Source organism: Acetivibrio sp. MSJd-27, from assembly GCF_018918095.1.
Lineage (GTDB): Bacteria > Bacillota > Clostridia > UMGS1840 > HGM11507 > HGM11507.
The window spans coordinates 1-17,172 of record NZ_JAHLPV010000002.1; the positions used below are offsets into that span (position 1 = coordinate 1).

Annotated in this window: 11 protein-coding genes; 6 read left to right on the forward strand and 5 right to left on the reverse strand. The window is 45.3% G+C overall.

Translation table 11 applies throughout. The annotated features are described in order from the left end of the window. Positions 1 to 321 precede the first annotated feature (321 nt). A complete protein-coding gene (locus tag KQI32_RS01130; RefSeq protein ID WP_177692116.1) occupies positions 322 to 1,587 on the reverse strand; it encodes an O-acetylhomoserine aminocarboxypropyltransferase/cysteine synthase family protein in 1,266 nt (421 codons plus the stop codon). Between the two features lie 393 nt (positions 1,588 to 1,980). On the opposite strand from KQI32_RS01130, the gene KQI32_RS01135 reads away from it, so the two are divergent. After that, complete coding sequence (locus tag KQI32_RS01135) at positions 1,981 to 4,164, forward strand: M3 family metallopeptidase (RefSeq protein WP_216423608.1); 2,184 nt, start codon at positions 1,981 to 1,983, stop codon at positions 4,162 to 4,164. A 93-nt stretch (positions 4,165 to 4,257) separates the two neighbouring features. On the opposite strand, the gene KQI32_RS01140 is transcribed toward KQI32_RS01135, so the two are convergent. The 4 genes from KQI32_RS01140 to recJ form a co-directional block, all read right to left on the reverse strand. Then, entirely contained in the window at positions 4,258 to 4,758 is a 501-nt protein-coding gene (locus KQI32_RS01140; RefSeq protein ID WP_216423609.1) for a GNAT family N-acetyltransferase, read from the reverse strand. A gap of 87 nt (positions 4,759 to 4,845) precedes the next feature. After that, positions 4,846 to 5,298 (reverse strand): D-aminoacyl-tRNA deacylase, encoded by a 453-nt coding sequence (dtd, locus tag KQI32_RS01145; RefSeq protein ID WP_177692109.1) that lies wholly within the window; start codon positions 5,296 to 5,298, stop codon positions 4,846 to 4,848. Positions 5,299 to 5,309: 11 nt separating this feature from the next. Next, positions 5,310 to 7,478, reverse strand: coding sequence for a bifunctional (p)ppGpp synthetase/guanosine-3',5'-bis(diphosphate) 3'-pyrophosphohydrolase (locus KQI32_RS01150; protein ID WP_216423610.1), 2,169 nt, complete (start codon positions 7,476 to 7,478; stop codon positions 5,310 to 5,312). A 25-nt stretch (positions 7,479 to 7,503) separates the two neighbouring features. Continuing rightward, positions 7,504 to 9,201, reverse strand: coding sequence for a single-stranded-DNA-specific exonuclease RecJ (gene recJ, locus KQI32_RS01155; RefSeq protein WP_216423611.1), 1,698 nt, complete (start codon positions 9,199 to 9,201; stop codon positions 7,504 to 7,506). Positions 9,202 to 9,655: 454 nt separating this feature from the next. On the opposite strand from recJ, the gene murQ reads away from it, so the two are divergent. The 5 genes from murQ to KQI32_RS01180 all read left to right on the forward strand — a co-directional run bounded on the left by murQ (position 9,656) and on the right by KQI32_RS01180 (position 16,955). Next, positions 9,656 to 10,564 (forward strand): N-acetylmuramic acid 6-phosphate etherase, encoded by a 909-nt coding sequence (gene murQ, locus KQI32_RS01160; RefSeq protein WP_216423612.1) that lies wholly within the window; start codon positions 9,656 to 9,658, stop codon positions 10,562 to 10,564. Next, complete coding sequence (locus tag KQI32_RS01165) at positions 10,542 to 11,468, forward strand: BadF/BadG/BcrA/BcrD ATPase family protein (protein ID WP_216423613.1); 927 nt, start codon at positions 10,542 to 10,544, stop codon at positions 11,466 to 11,468. The genes murQ and KQI32_RS01165 overlap by 23 nt, the downstream gene beginning before the upstream one ends. A gap of 400 nt (positions 11,469 to 11,868) precedes the next feature. Further along, complete coding sequence (locus KQI32_RS01170; protein WP_216423614.1) at positions 11,869 to 12,444, forward strand: helix-turn-helix domain-containing protein; 576 nt, start codon at positions 11,869 to 11,871, stop codon at positions 12,442 to 12,444. 19 nt (positions 12,445 to 12,463) lie between these two features. Beyond that, a complete protein-coding gene (locus tag KQI32_RS01175) occupies positions 12,464 to 14,119 on the forward strand; it encodes an AMP-binding protein (protein WP_216423615.1) in 1,656 nt (551 codons plus the stop codon). Between the two features lie 622 nt (positions 14,120 to 14,741). Continuing rightward, positions 14,742 to 16,955 carry an S-layer homology domain-containing protein gene (locus KQI32_RS01180; protein ID WP_216423616.1) on the forward strand — a complete coding sequence of 738 codons (2,214 nt, stop codon included), beginning with the start codon at positions 14,742 to 14,744 and terminating at the stop codon, positions 16,953 to 16,955. Positions 16,956 to 17,172: the final 217 nt, after the last annotated feature.

Sequence of the window (17,172 nt, forward strand, 5' to 3'; positions counted from 1 at the left end):
GCTGGCCATGTGGAAGTGGCGGGATGGGAACCATGGCACGCTGCATCGGATACTCATGTTTTTATTCCCAATAGACACAAAAACGCGTGGATTCGCTTGATGGAATCCATGCGTTTTTCGACAGGCTGAAATGTCCTCCTTAAGCAGGAGGACATTTTTTCATATTTCAATAAGGGCTTGTCCCGTCATTCAGCGTGGAAAAGGGCACTGCACAGCAGTGCCCAAAGAGGCAGAGGACACTTTGCCGCCAGTTATAACGTTTCATAAAGGGCTCACACCAGAACTTCATCGCTTTCCGAGCAGCTCGGCATAGAAACAAGACTATATTTTCTGAAATGCCTGCTCCAAATCATCTATAATATCCTGAATATTTTCCAGTCCCACGGACAGCCGTATCAGTCCCGGAGTGATGCCCGCCGCCTTCAGCTGTTCATCCGTCAGCTGCCTGTGGGTTGAGCTTGCTGGATGCAGCACACAGGTTCGTATATCGGCAACGTGAACCACGTTGGATGCAAGCTTCAGGTTGTCAAGAAACCGAACCGCATTCTCCCGGCTTCCCCTTAAAGAGAAAGAGATGACGCCGCTGCAGCCCTTAGGCACATATTTCTGATATAAAGTATGATATTTGTTATCCTTCAGAGCGGGGTAATTCACAAATTCAATTTTCTCCTGGGCAGCCAAATATTGCGCCACTTTCAGAGCATTTTCACAATGTCTCTCCATTCGAACCGCCAAAGTTTCCAGTCCAAGATTGAGCAGGAATGCGGCATTTGCAGAAGGATATGTGCCAAAATCACGCGTAAGCTGTACCCGTGCCTTGGTAATATATGCGGCTTTCCCGAAATCCCTGGTGTATATCACACCATGGTAACTCTCATCGGGTTCTGTATATTCAGGAAATTTCCCGTTTGTCCAGTCAAAATTTCCGCTGTCGACGATAACTCCGCCGACCTGAACTGCATGACCATCCATATATTTTGTGGTGGAATGAATCACAATGTCCGCACCAAATGCAATTGGGCGGCATAGAATTGGCGTCGCAAACGTATTGTCTACGATGAGAGGCACATTGTTTTTATGGGCGATTTTCGCGAATTTCTCAATATCAAAAATAGCAATTGCCGGATTTGCGATCGTTTCCCCAAACACTGCTTTGGTATTTTCACGGAATGCTTTCTGGATTTCTTCCTCGTCCGCATCCGGATCTACAAAGGTACATTCAATCCCAAATTTTTTTAAAGTGACTGCAAACAGGTTGATGGTTCCCCCGTATATCGTCGCGGCGCTGATAAAATGATCACCTGCTTTCATAATATTCAAAATGGAAAGCAGAGAGGCCGCTTGCCCTGAGGTTGTACACAAAGCCCCAACACCGCCCTCCAAAGCGGCAATTTTCTTCTCTACCGCTTCAACCGTTGGATTGGAGATTCTTGAATACATATGTCCTTCTACGGATAAGTCAAACAATTTTCCAATATGTTCTGTGGAATCATATTTGTAAGTTGTGCTCTGGTAAATAGGCAGAACTCTAGTCTCCCCGTTTTTTGGTTCATAGCCTTCATGAAGACATTGGGTTTCTATTCTCATCGTCATCGATCCCTTCTTTATTCTAAGTTATTTCATAAGAAACATTGCTCTGAAATAAAGCCATTCAGCATAAAACGCATTCCCGCTGAAAAAATGATTCCCACCGTGTGAACAGGCAGGTGAGCATCTTGCTTTTATTACCATGATACCACATATGAAATCCCAAGTCAATAAACCGACTCTTCCTGTTTTGAAACCAAACTGTAATGAAAAATCAGTTTACATTATTTATCAATTGTTGTATAATGGAATCAAGATTATCCCCGCATCAAAAAGAATGGATTTCCCCCAATATTTCCAGATGGTGCTTTTAACGCCGGAAAATTAGCTCTTTACACAGATGGAAAATCTTTTTTGTTTTGTTTTACCAATCGATGAAAAGGAGATGGATTTATGAAAAAGCAAACACTCGCTTTACTACTTTGCCTTATCCTGATACTATGCCCGTTTTCTTTTGTAAATGCGGAGACCGGCGAACAGGATTGGAGCAAATACACTTGGGATTTAACCGAGTTTTTTTCTTCTAATGAAGCGTTTCTCCAGACCTGTAGCAGTATGCAGGAAGGGATTGTATTTTTGAACAGCTGCAAAGGCAAGCTACATAATCCGGACGTTTTTATTCAATTCAACAATACGCTTGACGAAGTATACGAGAAGCTTTTAGATGTATACTACTATGCATCTCTTTCCTTCCAAAAAAATTATACTTCCAGCGAGGCCACCGCATCTTACGTAAAAGCCAATGATATATATAATAGTTTTTTTGCCGCTTACCGGATGTTCAACAATGAAATCGCGACGATGGATGATGCAAAGTTTTCCAGTCTGCTGTCCGACCGCCGTTTTGCCATGATGGCTTCCACTCTGAAATCCATTCGGGAAGATCCGGAAAATGCGGATTATAATGATGATAAAAAATTAATTTCCGAGTTAAACACAATCAGCGATTTTGAAAGCGTATACAGCACACTAAAAGATGGAGAACTAGGCGCTGCTTCCATTTTGGACGAGGAGGGAACCCTCGTTCCCTCAAGTGAAAAATATCTGTTCAGTTCAGTGGAATCCGTCCGCAGGGATGCGGTGGATGCCCTCAATTATCCCTATCTATCTAAGCAGAATACGTTTGCCTCCCTGTACGATAAACATGTGCGGCAGAGTCTGACGAACAATAAGTATGAAGGCTATGATTCTACTCTAAGCGCACAGCTTGAAAATTATCAGGTTTCCCGCAAAGCTTATGACCTGCTCATGTCAAATACAATGAATAATCTCACTGTTATCAACGAGAAATATGACATACAGCGGAAAGCTCTGGGATACGAAAAGCTGGAGTCGTACAATATGTATCAGAATTATCTCCCCTCCTCCCAAAAAATTTATACGATGGAGGAAGCCAGACGCGATATCATCGCCGCGGCACAGCCTTTGGGAGAGGAGTATATCTCCGTGCTGAACAAGGCTTTTGATGAACACTGGATCGACGCCAAGCCGGGCAACGGAAAGTACAGCGGCGGCTTTACTATGCCTACCACCAAGCATCCTTTTATTTTAGTCAACTTTACCGGAACACTGAGCGATGTAGGAGATTTAGCCCACGAGCTCGGGCATGCTGTACATATGTACCTGTCCGCCCAAAACCAGCCTCCCCAATATCAGAATGCCCCCTATGTGTCTTCGGAAATCGCCTCCACCACCAATGAGACTTTATATTATCAATATAAACTGAAACAGGCAAAGGACGACGACGAAATTTTATATTATACCGCACAGATGGAAAGTTATATGTTCGGCTATGGCATCGAAGTGATGAAACAGGCAAAGATCGAGGAAATCGCACAGGATGCTGTTTTGAACGGAGAAGTACTGACCGCTGACTTTATGAACAAAACAACAATGGATGTGTTAAAACAATTTTATGGTCCGGCTGTTAACGTAGCCGAAAGCTCCAAGATATATTGGGCGAAAATCCCCCATTATTACAGTGATTTTTATGTGTTCAACTATGCAATGTCCTATACCGCGACAAATATGGTGGTAAAGGATATCAACGCAGGCAAAGCCTCCCGGTTTCTCAGTTTCCTAAAAGCCGGCTCCTCCAAAGACGCTTTGGAGCTGATTAAAGAAATGGGAATCGATATGGAGAGCGAAACGCCATATAAAACACTGTATCAGGATTACCGCAGTTATCTGGAAAAGGAGAGAGAATTGCTTTGCAAAAACGGTCAGCAGATGAGCGATGACGGCAGCATTCAGGTCGTTTACAAAGGAAATCTGATAAATTTTGAAAACAAACCGATTTCCATCGATTATGTTACCTTGGTCGATGCGGAAGCGCTGCTCCGGCAGATAGGACTTGCCGTTTCAATGGAGAACGGTCTTACCGCGTCCGCTGATGGCACGGAGCTTCGCTTTCAGGAAGGCCAGCAGAACGCGTCAGTAAACGGCGTAAACGTACCCATGCAGCTTGCAGCGCAGACAGTAAATAACAAATTGTTTGTTCCCATTCGTTTTATCGCGGATCAGCTAGGTCTCTCGATTTCCTATAATGAACGGACAAAAACAGTGGTCTTAAAATAATTCTGAATAATGGATTGAAGAGAGAAAGCTCTTTCGCATCATTTTTATGCGGAAGAGCTTTTCTGTTTCTGTTAGACATTAGAGACTCAATTTTTAAATCTCCTGCTCCATAATATAATCATCCATAAAAAATCCATCGCCGATATCTGCTTTCACTTCGTCCACCTTGCGGAAGCCCATCTTCTCATAGACTGCAATGGAATTTTTATTGTTTTTGTTGACCGTCAAGTAAATGCTTTTTAACCCTGCCTCCTCCGCAATATCCAAAATGTCCCGCAGCATCACTGTGGCGATACCTTTCCCGCGGTGTTCCTTGTCTATATATACTTTGCTCAGAAAAATTTTGCTCTTCTCCGGTTCTTTTTTCACAGCATAGTATCCCACGGGCTTTTCATTCCATAAAGCAATTTTATAGATGGTCCCCTGCTCTATTTGCTCAGAAATTGCATCCTGGCTCTGAAACTTATTGACCATATAATGAACCTGCTTGGCCCCAATCAGCCTGTCATAATGTCTATGCCATATCTCCTTTGCCAACGCTGCAACCGTCACAATATCTTCCTGGGTTTCCGCCTGTTTTAATAAAACTGCCATTTTGAGTCCTCCTCGTTTTCCTATGAAACAATAACGCTGTATTGTTCTTTTCAATTTCCTGAGATACAAAATTTTTGGTTCCGCCATTCACATTATTTCATCAGAGTCAAGAACAATTGTAACCGGTCCATCATTGACCAGTTCAACCTTCATGTCAGCACCGAACTGTCCGGTCTGTATTTTTCCCGGAAGCAAATGTTCCAAGTACTTTATCATATTTTCATACATCTGTTCTGCAAAAGCAGGAGAACCTGCTTTGATAAAACTGGGCCTGCGGCCTTTTTTGCAGTCGGCATATAACGTAAACTGTGAAATCAGAAGGATTTCACCTCCGACATCCAAAAGAGAACGGTTCATTTTTCCGGCTTCATCCTCAAAAATTCGAAGATTTATCATCTTTTCCGCCATATATTTCAGAATCTCTTCCGTGTCCGTATCCGTAATGCCCACAAGTGCCATATAGCCTTCGCCTATCCGTCCCTTTACTCTTTCCTCAACCGTAACGCTGGCACGGCTGACCCTTTGCAATACTATCTTCACTTCATCACATCCTACAGCTTTTTATTGGTTCTGGTAACACTCAATACATCCTTGATGGTTTTCACTTTGCTGATCGCCCTGGAAAGCTGATCGGAGCTTTTGATTTCCAAAGTCAGCGTAATAAGGCACAGCGCATCCTTTGTGGTTTTTGCGTTCATTGCCCGCAGAGGGATTTTCATCTCATTAAAACAGACCGTCAAATCCACCAAAATACCTGCCCGATCATTCGCGGTTACCAAAAGTTCTGCCTGGTATACAGCTGCCTCCGAAATGGTCCACTCCACTTCGATCAGCCTGTTGGTATCTCCGTCGGCCTTCTCCACATCCCGGATGGACAGACAGTCTGCCCGGTGCACGGAAACCCCCCTTCCGCGGGTGATATAACCGATGATCTCATCCCCTGGAAGAGGGTTGCAACACTTGGCAAATTTCACAAGGCAATTGTCGATTCCCTTCACACGAATTCCTGTTTTGTCCGATTTCGCATGCTTTAATGGGGTTATCATTGCTGTGATATCGGGGGAAAGCTCTTTTTTATTTTTTTTCAGGTAATCACGAACCCGGTAAACCACTTTATCTACCGAAATACCGCCGTACCCGATGGTCGCATAGAAATCGTCCGGATGGCTGAAAGAAAATTTCTTTAACACAAATGCGTTTAGTTCTGGTTCATAGAAATCGTTCATGGTCAGATCCATTTTCTTCAGCTCTTTTTCGATCAATTCCTTCCCTTTTATAATATTAGCATCCCTGTTTTCTTTTTTAAACCAAGCGTTTATTTTGTTTTTGGCCTGGGAGGTCTTAGCGATTTTCAGCCAATCCAGACTGGGGCCGGCAGAGGTTTTTGAAGTCATAACCTCCACAATGTCCCCATTGTTCAGCTTGGTATCCAGCGTAACAATTTTACCGTTTACCTTGGCTCCAATCATCTTCCATCCCACCGCTGTGTGGATGCTAAATGCAAAATCAATCGGAGTAGAACCAAGCGGCAGACTGATAACATCTCCTTTCGGAGTGAAGACAAACACTTCATCCGAAAAAAGATCGATCTTCAAATTGCTGATGAACTCATATGGGCTTTCCGTATCCTTCTCCACCTCCAGCAGCTGCCGGATCCAGGCGAGCTTCGAATCCCAGTCGGTCGCCGCAGTCTTTCCCTCTTTGTATTTCCAGTGGGCAGCAATACCATATTCAGCCGTCTTATGCATCTCATGCGTTCTTATCTGAATCTCAAAAGGCGATCCGTTGGTACCAATTAGCGTGGAGTGCAGAGACTGATACATGTTCTTCTTTGGCATTCCGATATAGTCCTTGAACCGTCCCGGCATCGGCTTATACAGTTCATGGGCAATCCCCAAAGCGGTATAGCAGTCCTTGAGGTCATCCACAATCACTCTCACGGCAAACAAGTCATATATCTCGTCCATCGTCTTATTTTTTGAATACAGCTTCCGGTAAATACTATAGAAATGTTTTACCCTGCCTTCCACCTGTGCCTTTAAGCCGACTTCGTCAAATTTCCTTTTCAGCGTATTTTTAATCTCTTCCAATACCTCTAAACGCTCTTCCCGCTTCTGCGCAATCGCGCTGGATATCTCTTTGTACGCCACAGGATCCAGATACATCAAGGACAAGTCCTCGATCTCCCATTTAATACTGTTCATGCCCAGACGATGGGCGATGGGCGCATAAATCTCCATCGTTTCCAGCGCTTTTTCTCTTCTCTTCTCCTCCGGCATGCTCTTTATAGTGCGCAGGTTATGCAGACGGTCGGCAAGTTTGATGATGATGACGCGGATATCCTTAGCCATCGCCATAAGCATTTTGCGCAGGTTCTCCGCCTGCTGTTCTTCCTTGGAACTGTATGGAATCTGTCCCAGCTTTGTAACCCCTTCCACCAAAATGGCAACCTCTTCGCCGAATTCTTTTTTAATATCTTCAAAGGTGTACTGGGTATCCTCGATGGTGTCATGCAGCATTGCCGCCGCAATGGCAGCATCATCCATCCCCAGATCGCTCAAAATCAAGGCAACCTCGACGGGATGGGTAAAGAAGGGTTCCCCGGATTTCCGAAATTGCCCCTCATGTGCCTTTTTGGAAAAGTAAAACGCCTTCGTGATCAGCGCTTTGTTTATTTTTTTGTTATATTTTTCCATGTTGGAGAAAAGCTCATCCAGCATTTTTTTATCTTCCGAAAACCCCTCACTATGAGAGCCGGATATCCTTGATTCTGATTGAAAAATATTTCTCACCTCGAAACTCGTTGATATAGATATTTCCTGCGACCGAAACTTGATCCCCTTTTTTCAGCACGGTGCTGTATCTTCCCATAGAGAATCCGACCGCATCGATATATTTATCACGCTGACAGAGGGATAGTTTTAGATGCTTGCCCTCCTTAAACGCAAAATTCTTTACAATTTTCGCTTTCCGAACCAAAAAATTAGGCTGTGCATTTCCCATTCCAAAAGGCTCCAGCATTTTCAGTTCCTCCACCAGCTGCTGTGTCATGTCGCTGTCATGAATTTCTCCATCCAGCGGAACCTGCTGTATCAGTACTTCAGCGGAAACATGCTCTTTGCAGTAAGCCTCCAAAGCCTGCTGAAACGCTTCAAATTTTTCACTCTGAAGGGTAAGGCCCGCGGCCAGCTCGTGTCCTCCAAACCGCTCAATATAGGGACTGACCGCATAGAGTGCATCATAGATGTTAAACCCTTTCACACTCCGGGCGGATCCCTTTAAAGTGCCATTTTCCTCGGTAAACAGGATGCACGGTTTATAGTATTCCTCCGTCAGCCTGGATGCGACAATGCCGATTACTCCATGATGCCAGCCACTGTGACTCAGTATAATTATGTTGTGCGATAAAATAGATTTGTCGTCTCGAATGATAGCCTGCGCCTCTTCAAAAATCTGCTGTTCAATCTCTTTTCTAAGTTGATTCTGTTCATCCAGCATATCCGCGATATCCTTTGCTTCCTGTATATCGCCGGAGGTAAACAGTCTCACCCCCATATCGGCATTTCCTATCCTTCCCGCCGCATTGATTCTAGGCGCCAGCTGAAACCCCAGTGTCCCGGAAGTGATTTCTTTCTCCGCAAACCCGGCTACCTGCAAAAGTGCCTGAATCCCAAGATTTTTCTCCTTCTTCATATTCTTGATTCCATAGAACACCGTAACCCTGTTTTCATCTTTTAGCGGCACAATATCCGCCACTGTCCCCAAAGCTGCCAGTGCCCCATACTGTTCCATCAAAACGGGGAGATTTTCCATTCCCATAAGCGCCTGAACCAATTTAAATGCTACACCGACACCTGCCAAATCCTGAAATGGGTAGGAACAGCCTGGTTGTTTGGGATTGATTACAGCCAGCGCCGCCGGAATTTTGCCGGGACATTTATGGTGATCCGTTATGATTGTGTCAATCCCAAGTTCTTTTCCCAAGCGAACCTCGTCGATTGCCGTAATTCCGCAATCTACCGTAATAATCAAAGAAACTCCCTGCTCCCCTAATCGCCGGACTGCATCTGCATTGACCCCATATCCCTCTTTGCTCCGATCCGGGATAAAATAAATGACATCCGCTTTCATCTCTTTTAACGCCAGATATAACACGGAAACACTGGTAATGCCGTCCACATCATAATCGCCGTATACAGCCACTGTTTCTTTCTGCTCTATGGCCTTCCGAATCCGGCGCACTGCCTTATCCATATCCTTCAAAAGATAAGGATCGTGAAAACGGCAAATGTCCGGACGGATAAACGCGTTCATTTCCTCTTTCGACTTCAGTCCTCTGTTCATCATCACCTTAACGACTAACGGGTTTAAGGACAATTCTCTGGACAGATATTCAATTGTCTCTTTGTCCTGGTTTTTCAAAATCCAGCGCTTTTTGTTCATAACTGTTCCACCAAATTTATTTTCTTAATTTTATTATAACAAGATAAAAACGCTTTTGCAAGGAAAAAGCCCCCTGAAAAAGCGTTTCAACCTTGCGAAGAAGAGAATATTTTTCTTCTGTCTGCTCATAAATTGGCACCAGACCACTATATAGCAATACCAAGACGCATTGTTTCAAGGGTGTCAAGGGTTTTAGCTGGAGATTTGCATACGAATTTACTGCCCGTCCCTTGACAGGTTCTTGCGGAGGCAGGAGGACATTTCTAGCGAGGTTATAACAAAATAGAGGCACTTTTACAAGAAGTTATTTTGTAGGGCAAATAATCACGGATGGCTTGTTTTTGTTAAAACGTTGTGCTATATTAATGTCAACTGGACGATTTCTATTTTCAAATGGCATTTTGGCAAGACCAGGTGTTGCTATTAGCGGCAAACAGGCAGAAAGGAGAGTCCATTGGATATCAATCAACTGACTACCGAACAAAATAACAGGGATACCCTCGGCATTTCAGAGTCCGATACACTTGAAATGCTGCAAATGATCAACCGGGAGGATCAAAAGGTCGCTCTAGCTGTCGAGAAAGAACTTGCTTCCGTTGCGAAAGCGGTGGACAAAGCCGTGCAAAGAATGAAGCGCGGGGGCAGAATGTTCTATTTCGGTGCCGGCACCAGCGGACGGCTGGGGGTTATCGATGCCAGCGAAGTGCGCTGTACCTTTGGGGCCACATCCATAAAAGCCATCATCGCCGGCGGAGAATCGGCTGTCTTTGACGCGGCGCGCGGCGCGGAGGATGACAGAGAGGCAGGGCGACGGGAGATTACGGCGAATGATATCAGTGAAACGGATATTGTTGTGGGCATTGCGGCAAGCGGCCGAACACCTTATGTACTGGGTGCGCTGGAGGCAGGCAAAGACTGCGGAGCCTTCACTATAGGTATCTGTAACAACAAAAATAGTGAAATGTCCCGAATTGCCGATATTTGTATTGATCCACTGACTGGTCCTGAAGCCGTGGAGGGATCCACAAGAATGAAAGCGGGCACTAGCCAGAAAATGATCCTAAATATGCTGTCTACCGGCATTATGATAAAGCTGGGACGTGTTTATCAGAACCGAATGATTTATATGACTCCCAACAACGAAAAGCTGAAAATCCGCTCTGAGAGAATTGTACAGAACTGCACCGGCTGCAATAAAAAGCAAGCGATTCAGGCTTTGGAAGCATCCGGCTATTGTATCAGCCAGGCTATTGTGATGCTTCAGTTTGACTGCTGTGTGGAAAAGGCGGCGCAGCTGCTGGAGGAATTTCAGGGAAATATATCAGAAATGAGGAAAGCTCATGGACTGCTTCATCGGAATTGACGGAGGCGGAACCAAAACGCTTCTTCGAGCCGTAGATTCACAAAAAAATATGCTGTGTGAGATCGTGGGTGGAGGAACCAATATCTATTCTCTAGGAGAAGAAGCCGTCCGAATCAATGTAGATCTTCTGCTCCGGGAATGCCTTTCGAAGCTTCCACCCAACAGTATTATAAAAGGCATCTGCCTCGGTTCGGCAGGCGTGGTTGGAGAAGAAAACCGGAAAGCACTGCACCGCATGATACGAAATATAGCGCACTGTGACTGCATCATTGTCACTAATGACGCTGTTACCGCACTGTATGCTGAATTGAAGGGAATTGCCGGCATTTCTGTCACTTCCGGAACCGGCTCCATTTGCCTTGCCAAGGACAGCGAGGGTAACCTAGCACGCTGCGGAGGCTGGGGACATTTGTTCTCAGATGAGGGAAGCGCCTATTCCATTGCACTTCAAGCCCTTTCCCGGGTCTCGAAAGCTCATGACGGACGCATGCCGCCGACATCATTGACAGAACAGTTTCTATCCTATTTTCAAACTGCTTCCTTTGATGAAATGATTGAGCGAATCTATCGGAATCATCACACCAAAAAGGAGATGGCGTCTTTGGCTGTTTTGGTTGATGCCGCTGCAAGTGATGGCGATCCAGCTGCCCTATCCATTCTCTCAGACGCAGCGGAGGAACTGTATCAGATGTGTGAGACGACGGTAAAACAGCTAAAAATTGAAAATGCTCCCTTGCTTGTTATCATGAATGGCAGTACCCTGCTGAAAAATAAAATGCTGGCTGATTTCTTCATCTCAAAAATGAAAAAGACCTTTCCAAAAAGCAGGATTCAACCGGGAGGAAAGGACGCCGCCTGGGGTGCCCTATATTATCTCGACGAAAAAATTGAGGTTTTCCTGTAAATTGCTGTTTTTTTTAATTCTCAGTAAAAAATAGTCAGAAAAAAATAGAAAACGTATTGTAAATGTAAGAAAATAAGATTATAATATTTAATAATAGATAAAACACGTTTGAGGAGAGACCGGCTGCTTTACATCGTCTTTTTCAGAGAGCGGTGATTGGTGAAAATCCGCAGAGGCATGAAGCAGTGAATCAGCTTTCCAAGTGGATATGGAAAAGCTTCGGCAGAACATATCCGGCTTCCCCCCGTTACAGGCGGAAAATATCAAGTGGGTTTCTTCAACCAATTTGGGTGGTACCGCGTAAAGATTTTCTTTTCGTCCCGATGTTTCTGTCGGGACGTTTTTTGATGGTATGAAAATGGACCGCAGATGCGGTTGAAATAAAAAAGGAGGCGTTTTTATGCAGGACATGTATATTGAAATTGCCGCAAGGCTGAAAGATTTGAGAGAAATTATGGACTACAGCATAGAGGAAATGGCAAAATTGACCGATGTGACTCCGGAGGAATACCAGGTGTTGGAATCTGGAAACTCCGACTTTGGTTTTACCTTCCTCTATAAAGCAGCGAAAGCATTGCGGGTTGACATTACAGATTTGGTTGCCGGTGAGTCTCCCAGGCTTTCTACTTTCACCGTGGTGAGAAACGGCGAAGGGTTTCCGATCAAGAGGCGCTCCGGTTTTAATTATCAGCATCTTGCTTATCTGTTTAAAAACAAGAAAATGGAGCCGTTCGTGGTTCAGGTCCCCTATGAGAAGGAAGCCATGAGCAAGCCGATTCCGCTCTCCACCCATAAAGGCCAAGAATTGGATTATATTCTGGAAGGAGAGCTGAAAACCGTAGTGGACTCCCATGAAACGGTTTTAAAGAAGGGTGACTGTATTTATTACGATTCTTCCAAACCCCATGGTATGATTGCAAACAGCCCGGAAGGAGTCACCTTTTTGGCAATTGTAACCGCTGGAGATGCGGAGTAAAAACTTAAGGAGAGAAACAATGAGTTTATTATGCGAAAAATATGTAAGAGAAGTCTATGACAGTCAGGGAAAGCTGACGGATTATGATATAAAGGTCGACGGAACCTTCAATTTCGGTTTCGACGTGGTTGATAAGCTGGCGGAGGAACAGCCGGACAAGCGGGCCATGCTTTGGATCTCCAAGGACAATGAAGCAAAGGATATTTCCTTTCTGGAGATGAAAGAGAAATCCAACCAGTGCGCAAACTTTTTGAAATCTCTGGGAATTAAAAAAGGGGATAAGGTCATGCTGGTGCTGAAACGGCATTATGAATGGTGGTATCTTATCGTTGCACTGCACAAAATCGGCGCAGTCTGCATCCCCGCCACCAATCAGCTGATGGCAAAAGATTTTGTGTACCGGTTCAATTCCGCCGGTGTCAAAGCAATTGTCTGTACAGCAGAGGGCGAAGTAGCCGATGCGGTAGACGAGGCCCAGAAAAAATCCCCCACGCTGGAATACAAAATCCTTTCCCGCGGTACAAAGGAGGGCTGGATCCCTTTCTTTGAAGAGATGGAAAAGTTCCCGTCAACCTTTGCACGTCCGTCTGGTGATGAGGAAGTAAAAAACGAGGATCCGATTCTGATGTATTTTACCTCCGGCACCACTGGATTTCCCAAAATGGTACAGCACAATGCCCTGTATCCGCTGGGTCATATCTTTACGGCCCGCCACTGGCATAACGTGCAGCAGGACGGTCTTCATCTGACTGTTGCGGAAACCGGATGGGGCAAAGCTGTCTGGGGTAAGCTCTATGGTCAGTGGCTTTGCGAGGCCGCCGTTATGGTCTATGATTTTGACCGGTTTGACGCCCACGATCTGTTAAAGGCAGTTTCAGACTATAAGGTCACAACCTTCTGTGCACCGCCTACCATTTACCGTTTCATGATTCAGGAAGATCTCTCCCACTATGATCTCTCCAGCCTCCGCTATGCAACCATTGCAGGGGAAGCGCTGAATCCCGAAGTATACGAAAAATTTTACGCAGCCACCGGCATTAAACTGATGGAAGCCTTTGGCCAAACCGAAACAACCGTAGTGGTCGTCACCTCGAAGTATATGGATCCAAAGCCCGGCTCCATGGGCAAACCCTCCCCGCAGTTTGATGTCTGTATTGCAGATGAAAATGGAAAGGAAATCAACACCGGAGAAATTGGCGAGATCTGTATCCGCACAGCTGAAAAAACGCCCGTTGGTCTGTTTATGGGATATTATCTGAACGATGAATTGACAAAGAAAGCTTGGCATGACGGCCTGTACCATACAGGCGATCTGGCCTGGAAAGACGAGGACGGTTATCTGTGGTATGTGGGTCGTGACGATGATATCATTAAAAGTTCAGGATACCGTATCGGGCCTTTTGAGGTGGAAAGCGTACTGATGGAGCATCCCTCGGTTGTCGAATGTGCCATCACCGCCGCACCGGATCCGGTAAGAGGCCAGGTAGTCAAAGCAACCATCGTTCTGGCAAAGGGATACGAGCCTTCCGATACGCTGAAAAAGGAACTGCAGAATTATGTGAAACATGCGACCGCCCCTTATAAATATCCTCGTATCGTAGATTTCGTGGAGGAACTTCCCAAAACCATCAGCGGAAAAATCAGGCGGGTGGAGATCCGCGGCGAGTCCAAATAAAAAAGCTTTTCATTCTGAAAATCGCAATCGCGCTTCGCACGCTGTTTCTTGAAACATGCGGATAAGCATTAGGGAGTCGAACACAATATATGGTTTACGCAGGCAAATTTTCCGCAATCCTGCGTCAAAATGCTCGTCAATCCGTCAGGATTATCTGCGCTTTTTCCTTGTCTTACGAAAAAAATCTGCTCTGTGGAAACTCTGCGACCCTGCGCATAGGAAAATTTTCGTTTTTTTGGTGCGTAAGGGTGCAGCAAGGCTGACGCCTTGCAAGACCGACAATCCAAAAGGGCGGAAATTTAACAAGTGCAGGGCATATGGGGTTCGACTCTCTAATGCTTACGCACAAATACATGCCGGTTCCTATGTTATAAAAAAGTTTTTCACGAAAAAGGAGTCTTTCTGCAACGCACTCTCTGCGCTGCAAAAAGGCTCCTTTTCAGCATCATTTCAAATTTGTGAACATTATGTTACCGAATGCTGACAAAGCCGTTACATCGATTTACTTTCCAGAACCAACATAGTATAATTTACACATGATAAGAATAGATTGGAACAATTGGAAACAAATTTGATTGTTCTTGCGTCAAAGAACTGTACAATACGGAAAGGAGACAAAAAGATGAAAAAACTCATATCAATACTTACCATATTATGTCTGACCGCAGGTGTTCTGACATTTCCTGCAACAGCAGCCCCCGACATCACTCCAGGAGTTTATATCCAAATGGGAGCATACAATGAGGAACCAATACTCTGGAGATGTGTAAAGGCAGATGAAACAGGTGTTTTACTGATAAGCGACCGTATTCTTGTACTTCATTCCTTTGATACCTCTGGCGGTATAAAGACAAATGACACAACGGATAGCCAACGTGCACAAAACGGTTCCAACCTTTGGGAGGAATCCGCAGTTCGCTCCTGGCTGAACACAGACTTCCTGGCCGGCTTTACCAAAGAGGAAAAAGCAGGAATCAAATCCGTCACATTAAAAACAATCGTACATGAAAACGACAAAACACTGGACGGCGTCACCGGAACAGAGGCACTGGCCTATGCAGAATCCCTGACTGAGGTGCTTCAGAATTATGAGACAGCCTATGCAAAGGCCGAGACAGAGAAAGTCTTTCTGCCGGACATTAAGCAGCTGAATGAAATCGCTGCAAATACGGTTGTTCTGGGAGAAAACTACCATCTGGCGAAACCCACTGAAAAAGCGGTTGAAAACAGCGATATTGCCGGAGAAAGCGGTTTATCCGCAGAGGAAAACTGGGCTTATTTTCTTCGGACACCAGAAGCGGTTGAACCGCAGCCCTCTGTAACACCGGCACCGGTTCCCTCCTCAACACCTGAATCGGAACCTTCCGAAGAGCCAGTTGAACCAGCGGTTACAGGTACATGCGCCCCATCCGCTACATCCTTGCCCTCTTCCGTTTTGTCTGCTGAAACCACCTCACAGCCGACCGCCTCTCCTTCTGACAGCAGCGGGGCAACCACCTCTATCTATGTGCGTACGGCAGAGACTGACGGTACTGTCAAAAGTGCAGTCGCAAAACAGGATAATATAGGGTTACGCCCCATGTTCTATCTGGACACAGAAAAGGTTGTTTTTTCTTCGGGTGACGGTAAGGCGGAAAGCCCTTATGTTGTGAAAAAAAACTCCTCTTCCATCACAGTGTCTGTCAGCAAGACATCCGTTGCGTGGGATGACACCTTTACTGTCTCCAGCAGTGAAGACGGTACTCTTTATGTCGTTCCAAAGGGCTCCTATCCGGATGCTGCAAGTTTGGAGAAAGCAAAAGGAAAATTAAAATATACCTGTGAAAAGGATAAAAAAATAACGGTTGCCGCTTCTGATTTAAAAATCGGCGATTTTCAGGTTTACGCAGTCGACGCGGACGGCATCCTCTCAGCAGGGGCCGCCATACAGATTACAAAGGCAACTCCTATTGTTGTGAAAGCGCCTGTCTCCTCCAAAATTGAGACTGGTAAAATGCTCTCTTCCTCCAAATTGACCAGCGGAAAAATGGCTAATGCAAAAGGGGATGCCGTGCCCGGAAGTTTCAAATGGGAGCTTTCCGGAAAATATATGCGCAAAGCGGGAACTTCGTATCAAACTGTTATTTTTACACCCCAGGATATTGACCATTATAACACGATTGATCTGACCGTTCGTGTTACCGTTACCAAAATATCTACAGGTGGTTTGACGGTCAACACCGGCGGTGGTGAAAACTATCATGAAGCTTATATGTCCGGTTATGCGGATAATACATTTCATCCGGATGAAGGGATCCTAAGAGCAGAGACAGCAGCTGTCTTAGCACGTTTGTCTAAAAACTACCATGCAGGATACTATTATGAACCCTCTTTCCCTGATCTGGAAAGCCAGGCATGGTATTTAAACTATGTCGGCTTTATGGAACAAGCCGGAATTATGAAGGGAGACGAAAATGGGTTCTTCCATCCAGATGAACCGATCACACGTGCTGAATTTGCGGCTGTGATCGCTGACTTTTCCGATCTTCCCCTCGGTCAGAATGCCTCTTTTACGGACACAAAAGGTCACTGGGCGGAATCGTATATCGCAGCCCTGGCTCAAAGCGGTCTTATCAGTGGCGACGGTGACGGAACTTTCCGTCCGGAAGACCCGATTACCAGAGCGGAAGTGGCAAAGATAGTAAACCGGGTATTGGGCAGGATCCCAAACCGCGTATCCATCTCTGCAAACAGCGGATCCATCCGCAATCCTTTCACGGATGTCAGCGAAACCCATTGGGCATATTATGAAATCTTGGAAGCTGTTGTTGCCCATAACAGTAAATTGTTCCATTAATTATCGCGCTCAATTTCTCTTTTATTATTTATAAAGAAAGCCTCTTTATCCTCTTTGGATAAGGGGCTTTCTTTCGATTGACAAAATCTCTGTCTTCCCGCACAAATAAAATGACAGGCTTTCCCAATATGATAAAAGATGATTCAATAAGGGCTCGCCCCGTCATTCAACGAGGACAAGAACACTGCTTGGCAGTGCCGCCGCCTGAAGAGGCGGG